The 5,960-nt window shown below is 57.9% G+C and carries 5 protein-coding genes; 3 read left to right on the top strand and 2 right to left on the bottom strand.

Features of this window, described 5'->3' with window-relative positions:
* On the bottom strand, window positions 1-224 hold a 224-nt coding region (locus DBR24_RS31265; protein WP_128614523.1), incomplete at its 3' end, for a hypothetical protein.
* A gap of 407 nt (window positions 225-631) precedes the next feature.
* The gene (locus DBR24_RS08750; RefSeq protein WP_123468563.1) at window positions 632-1,546 is read right to left on the bottom strand and encodes a LysR family transcriptional regulator; all 915 of its coding nucleotides are present in this window, start codon (window positions 1,544-1,546) and stop codon (window positions 632-634) included.
* Between the two features lie 270 nt (window positions 1,547-1,816).
* Here DBR24_RS08750 and DBR24_RS08745 point away from each other — a divergent pair, with 270 nt between their 5' ends.
* The 3 genes from DBR24_RS08745 to DBR24_RS08735 form a co-directional block, all read left to right on the top strand.
* A complete protein-coding gene (locus DBR24_RS08745) occupies window positions 1,817-2,839 on the top strand; it encodes a zinc-dependent alcohol dehydrogenase family protein (RefSeq protein WP_007914918.1) in 1,023 nt (340 codons plus the stop codon).
* A gap of 550 nt (window positions 2,840-3,389) precedes the next feature.
* Entirely contained in the window at window positions 3,390-4,856 is a 1,467-nt protein-coding gene (locus tag DBR24_RS08740) for a hypothetical protein (protein WP_128614514.1), read from the top strand.
* Between the two features lie 49 nt (window positions 4,857-4,905).
* A partial coding sequence (locus tag DBR24_RS08735; protein ID WP_128614513.1) for an aminotransferase class I/II-fold pyridoxal phosphate-dependent enzyme occupies window positions 4,906-5,960 on the top strand: 1,055 nt, incomplete at its 3' end.

Here is a 5,960-nt window from a genome sequence, read left to right as displayed (position 1 = left end):
GTCCCGCCGTGGGAGTACTGCCATTCCTGCCAGGCCTGACGGTACAGCTCGTCGGCACGTTTTCTGGCTTCTGAGAACTTGTGCATGGTCTGCGTGGAAAACGGTTCCTCAAGTACGGCATAGGCCTGATCGTTGAGTCGATCGGCTTCTTCAAACAGTGCGCAACTGTGGCTGATTGCGTTCGTGCCAGTGACACTCGATTTGATTGAGTCATTGGTGACCATGGTCGTTAGCCTTCACAAAGCAAAAAACACGAATGATGGTCGGCGGATGGATCGCGTCGCCGGTCTGCATGCGTCTCACTGATTTACCGATGAGTCGGGCATGTCGGGATGCTCCTCACATGAGATAAAAAAGGCTCGACACAGCGTGCAATGCACAGGGCTATTTCGATCTGATTTGCGGCTCTGCGGATTGACCCAGATCAATTCGGCGTAGCAATCCGTGACCGTTCAGACGAATGTGTTTGATGTATGCCAGTTCAGAGGAGAACAACAGTTGCAGAAATTAACGGCCGTCTTCCGGTTGGTCGACGGTTCACCGCGTCCCGCTCACTTCGAGGGAGCGGGTGTAAGACTCATGGATAACTCAGTGGCCCGCTGGAAGCGTTTCCGAGGTACAGGGCCTTGCATCAAAGACTATCCGGATCGCCAAAGAACATCTGAATCCGCGACCGCAGCCAACGCTCACCCGGATCATTATCCTGCGACCCGCGCCACGCCATGTGCAGCTCGAACGTGCGCGTCGGCAACGGCGGATCTTCCGCTCGCACGCCACCCGCCGCCGTCAGCGCTTCAGCGGTGTAGTCCGGCACGGTGGCGACGATGTCGGTTCCCGCCAGCAACGTACTTAGCCCGTTGAACTGCGGCACAGCCAGTACCACATGGCGTTTGCGGCCGAGCTTCTCCAGTTCTTCATCAATAAAGCCACTGAGGTCACCGGCGAACGACACCAGCGCATGGGGCCGCGCGCAGTAGTCGTCGAGGCTTAGCGGGCCCGGCACGGTGTCGGCACGCAACAGCTTCGGCTGGCTGCGACGCAGGACCTTGCGCTTGGCGTTGGCCGGCAGGTCGGTGGTGTAGCTGACGCCGATGGAGATTTCGCCGGAGGCCAGCAGGCCGGGCATCAGGATGTAGTTGACCCGACGCACCACCAGCACGATGCCGGGTGCTTCGGCGCGCAGGCGCTTGAGCAGCATCGGCAGCAGGGCGAACTCGACATCGTCGGACAAACCGATGCGAAACACCGAGGTACTGGTGGCCGGGTCGAATTCCGCCGCGCGGCTGACGGCAGTGGAAATCGAGTCGAGGGCGGGCGAGAGCAGGGCGAAGATTTCCACCGCACGGGCGGACGGCTCCATGCTTCGGCCGGTGCGCACGAACAATGGATCATCGAACAGGCTGCGCAGGCGCGAAAGCGCCGCACTGATCGCCGGCTGGCCGAGGAACAATTTCTCGGCAGCACGGGTCACACTGCGTTCGTGCATCAATGTTTCGAATACGATCAACAGGTTCAGGTCGACACGACGCAGGTCATTACGATTCATCTGGAGTCCTGGCAGAGTCATCAAGCTTGACGAGGGCAGCCATATGAGAACAATGGCCGGCATGAATCTTACGGGGAAAGGCTGGTACTCTGCACCGGAAAATTCAGCTTTACTCAGGCGATGGCAGCAGTTTTTTCATGGATTTCGCCGATGCCGTCCATACTGCGGAATCAATGACAGGCATGTCGACTATTAATAGCCACTGATAGTCTTGGGTCGAAAGCCCAGATAGAGTTCGTGGCATTAGAGGTTAATTTGACGAGGTTTGCGATGTCCCGCACGATCCGTTTTCACAAGTTTGGTCCGGCCGAGGTGCTCAAATGCGAAGAGCATGCGGCCGCTCAGCCAGGTCCTGGCGAAGTGCAGGTGCGTGTCGAGGCGATCGGCATCAGCTGGTACGACACACTCTGGCGTCAGAATCTGGCCTCGTCCCAGGCACGCCTGCCCTCAGGCCTTGGCCATGAAATGGCCGGCGTGGTGACGGCCGTCGGCGCCGATGTCGAAGACCTGTCCGTCGGCGACAAGGTGGCCAGCTTCCCGGCCGAAAGCCCGAACGATTATCCGGTCTACGGCGAGTCGATCGTGCTGCCGCGCACCGCGCTGACCCGTTATCCCGATGTGCTCAGCCCGATCGAAGCCAGTGTGCATTACACGCCGCTGTTGATCGCTTATTTTGCCTACGCCGATCTGGCACGGGTCAAACCCGGGCAGTTTGCCTTGGTGACTGACGCCAGCCATTGTGCGGGACCGTCCTTTGTCCAGTTGGGCAAGGCGATGGGGGTGCGGGTCATTGCCGCCACCAAAGAGGCGGAAGAGCGCGAGTATCTGCTGTCCCTTGGTGCGGAGAAGGTGATCGTGACCGAGGAAGAAGATCTGTTGATGCGCATCAACAAGATCACTGACAACCGTGGCGTCGATGTGGTTTTCGATGGCCTGGGCGGGCCACAGATGTCGCTGCTTGGCGATGTGCTGGCACCGCGTGGCAGCCTGGTGTTGTACGGCCTGCAGGGCGGTAACCAGACACCGTTTCCGGCGTGTGCGGCGTTCCAGAAGAACATCCAGTTCTTCGTGCACTGCATCGGCAATTTCACCGGCAAGCCGGAATTGGGTATCACCCAGGATCACGTCGCCTTGCAGCGTGCCTTGCGTGACATCAACCAATTGACCGCTGATCGCGTGTTGTTGCCGCTCAAGACCCGTGTATTCCCGTTCAATGAGTTCGTAGAAGCACACCGCTACATGGACGAATGCCCATGCCGCGAGCGCGTCGCACTGCAAGTCGAACCGGCTTAAAGCCAACCCTCAGAGTCCGTGGCCCCACGGACTCTTCTGCGTGTACTTCTCCCTGAAAAGAACAGATATCCCCGGTAGCGTATCGGGGACGGATCGGCATCTGAACCGGTTTTTGTCCGCCATCTGTATCTTCTAATCCCGATATAAGCCCTGATAATTGAATGATTACTTTCATCTCAAGGAATGAGTCATGTCTGTGCATTCAATTTGTCCTGTGCAACATCAATCAGCAAGTGATTGTGCTTGCGCCGATTTCTGTTTAAGCGCTGTAGGCCTATTCGGAAACTGCTTCGTATTTTCTTGTACTCATTTTCCGTGGGACCTTGTGGGAAGTTTCCTAGGAATGTTTTGTTCTGATAAAAACCCTTTAAATACAGATAGTTAAAGAATGTCAAAAGTTTGGCTTGGGCATTTCGCTGTTCAAGTGTTTCAAATAACTACGAATTTGTAAGTGTTAGCATCTGAACGTCTATTACTTATTGATGAATTGTCGCGAGACTGATGTTTCAGTCGTTGCGACAGGAATCTTTTTGATACCGGGTAAATACCGATGAGCACGATCCATGATCAGGCAATGAATTATGTCTACCAGCAAGTATTGCAACGTTTGCTGAGCTTTTTCTCCCGCGCAGAGCGCACGGCATTGCAACTGCTGATTCAGCGCCTGGTGGTGGCCGCCGGCGGCATGGTTAACATCGGTCATTTCAAGGTGCTGGTGAACCAGTCCGGTTCACGTGATTGCTGCTACACACTGGCGCTTCTGCGGGCGGCGCAGTTGAGTATCGCCGGCCGAGCGCCCGCGACCTTCCAGTTGCGGGTCGCGACTTTGCGCTGGAATGGCTTCGGCCCCACGGCCTTGCAAAACATGCACCGCAGCTACGGCGCGCTGTTCCTCTACGACGATCCCAGGGTTGAACTGTTGATGGTGGATCACCGCGAGGTCCTGCCGTTCGATCATCAGGCATCGGTCAGCGACGGTGGACGTGAAGCCCACCGTCTCAACCTGCTGCTGATCGGCCATCGTCGAAGTTTCAGTGAAGAACTCGAAATGTGGGATGACGCCTACCTGGCCACTGCCGAGTACTACGGTCAGATCGCCCGCTGGAACAACGGCGTCGACGCGATGATCGGTGGGGAATCGCCACGCCGACAGCAATACTTCCTCGATGGATTGAGTCGTGCGGTGCAAAAGGCCGCGATCGCCGGGCCTTTGGTGAATACCGCCGGATTCGAGACGCTGTTTCCGTTGCTCGACGGGTTGGGCGGCGATTATTACCGGGAGTTCTACACCGAAGAGGAGCGAACGGCCTGGCGTCCTGAAGGTCAGTTCGAAGCCTGTCGACGTACCAGTTTCGTCAATATCAACGACATGTTCGTCAGCAAGCTCGAAGAGCGTTGGCCGTTGCTCAGTGAGTTTCTGGGCTACCAGGCTGATGACCTGGCGCTGTATCACGGGGACGACGAATACGCCGAGCCAGTGGTGGCGGCTCATTTGCGCGGTCTGCAGGCGCAATTCATTGAGGCGCGAACCTATGAAGCCGGAATCAGCGAGCACCTGCAGAACAGGCTGATGGAGATGCGTCGCAAGCAGGTCCCCGAACCGGTCTGCGAGCAATGGCTCTCGATGTTCGACAGTTTGCAGGAGTCCGAACATCTGCGCATGCAGGCGCAAGCGTGGCTGTCGACGAATTTCGATCTGAATCAGATCCAGCTGACGTGCCTGATGTTTGCGCCTTTCATTGATAGCGGGGCCGGACTCGAGCGGTTCTTGCGCCATTGCCATCCCGGCATGCTGGTGGCGTTGCCGGATTTGCATCGGGCCATGCAGGGCCTGCATGCGCCGGAGCAGGTGCTGAAGTGGATGACCGATGTCAGCGGATTGCCGGTCAGGCTGATCATCCGGCTCTACGCCATGGGGGCGATCAGTCTGCCAGCGCCCAGTGAGGCGGCAAGCCGCGAAGAGGGTGCGGGCGTGAACGACGCTGTGACAATTGTCGATCGGAAAGCGGAAGGCTGAACGTGAGCCATTTGTCAGGTTATCAATCGTTGCCCTCGGATACGGGGTCGTGAAAACGACGGGAAAAGATCACTTCGTTTATCAGGCGGTGTATCGCTACCTGACATTGCTGATCAGCGAAGCGGGCAGGAGTGCGACGTTGCGCTTGCCTTCCTTGCGGCAACTGGCGGACCGCCTGAATGTTTCGATCTCCACCGTTCAGTACGCCTATTCGCTGCTGGAGAAGGAAGGTCGAGTCTATTCGATCGCCAAGTCCGGGTATTACGCACAAGCGTCGATCACACCTGAGTCACCGGGCAGCGGCAGCGATTTGCTCGAGACCGTCTACGTCAACGCCCGGCGTCCGGGGATGTGCGTGTTGAGTGCCGACGATCCGGCATCGTTGCAGCCACTGGACAGCCCATTGCTGATGCTGGAGCGGGAGCTGTTGCGACAGTATCCGCGCCAGCCGCAATGGCAGGTTCAACCCTGTGGCGAACTGGAGCTGCGTACCGTCCTGGCTGCGCGCTACACCTCATCAACGGTGCATTGCTGGCAGGCGGATGACGTCTATATCGGCGCTGATTTGCGCGGCGTACTGGAAATTCTGATCGCGGTGCTCGGGTTGCGACGAACCACCGTGGTGATTGAGTCGCCGTGCGACTGGGTGATCCTGCGCCTGCTGGAAGCTGCTGAAGTTCACGTTATCGAGCTGCCGATGCTGGCCGAAGGCGTGATTGACCTGCAACAACTGGAGTCGTTGCTCAACAGCGAACCGGTGCGCCTGGTGATTTTGTCGTCGGTGTTGAGCATGCCCCGGGGCAGCCTGATGCCGGACGTTCATCGGCGGGCCATTGCCCGCTTGCTGGGCGAACACGGCAGCTGGGTTCTGGAAAACGACTGCTATAGCGAACTCGATGACAGCGGCGACACCCCTCGCTTGCGTGATTATCTGGATCCCGATCGCCTGCTGGTGTTTTCCTCGTTCGAGAAGTTCATCGGCGCGGAGGCGCCATACGGGTTTGTCCTGTCACGACACTGGCGTAGCGAGCTACAGCGCCATTTCCTGTTGCGTGCGTTCCGCCTGTCGCCGATCCGCCAGAAGGCGATTGCCCGGCTCTTGAG

The organism is Pseudomonas sp. HMWF006 (assembly GCF_003061205.1).
Classification (GTDB): domain Bacteria; phylum Pseudomonadota; class Gammaproteobacteria; order Pseudomonadales; family Pseudomonadaceae; genus Aquipseudomonas; species Aquipseudomonas monsensis.
This window is presented reverse-complemented; position numbering and strand designations above follow the sequence as displayed.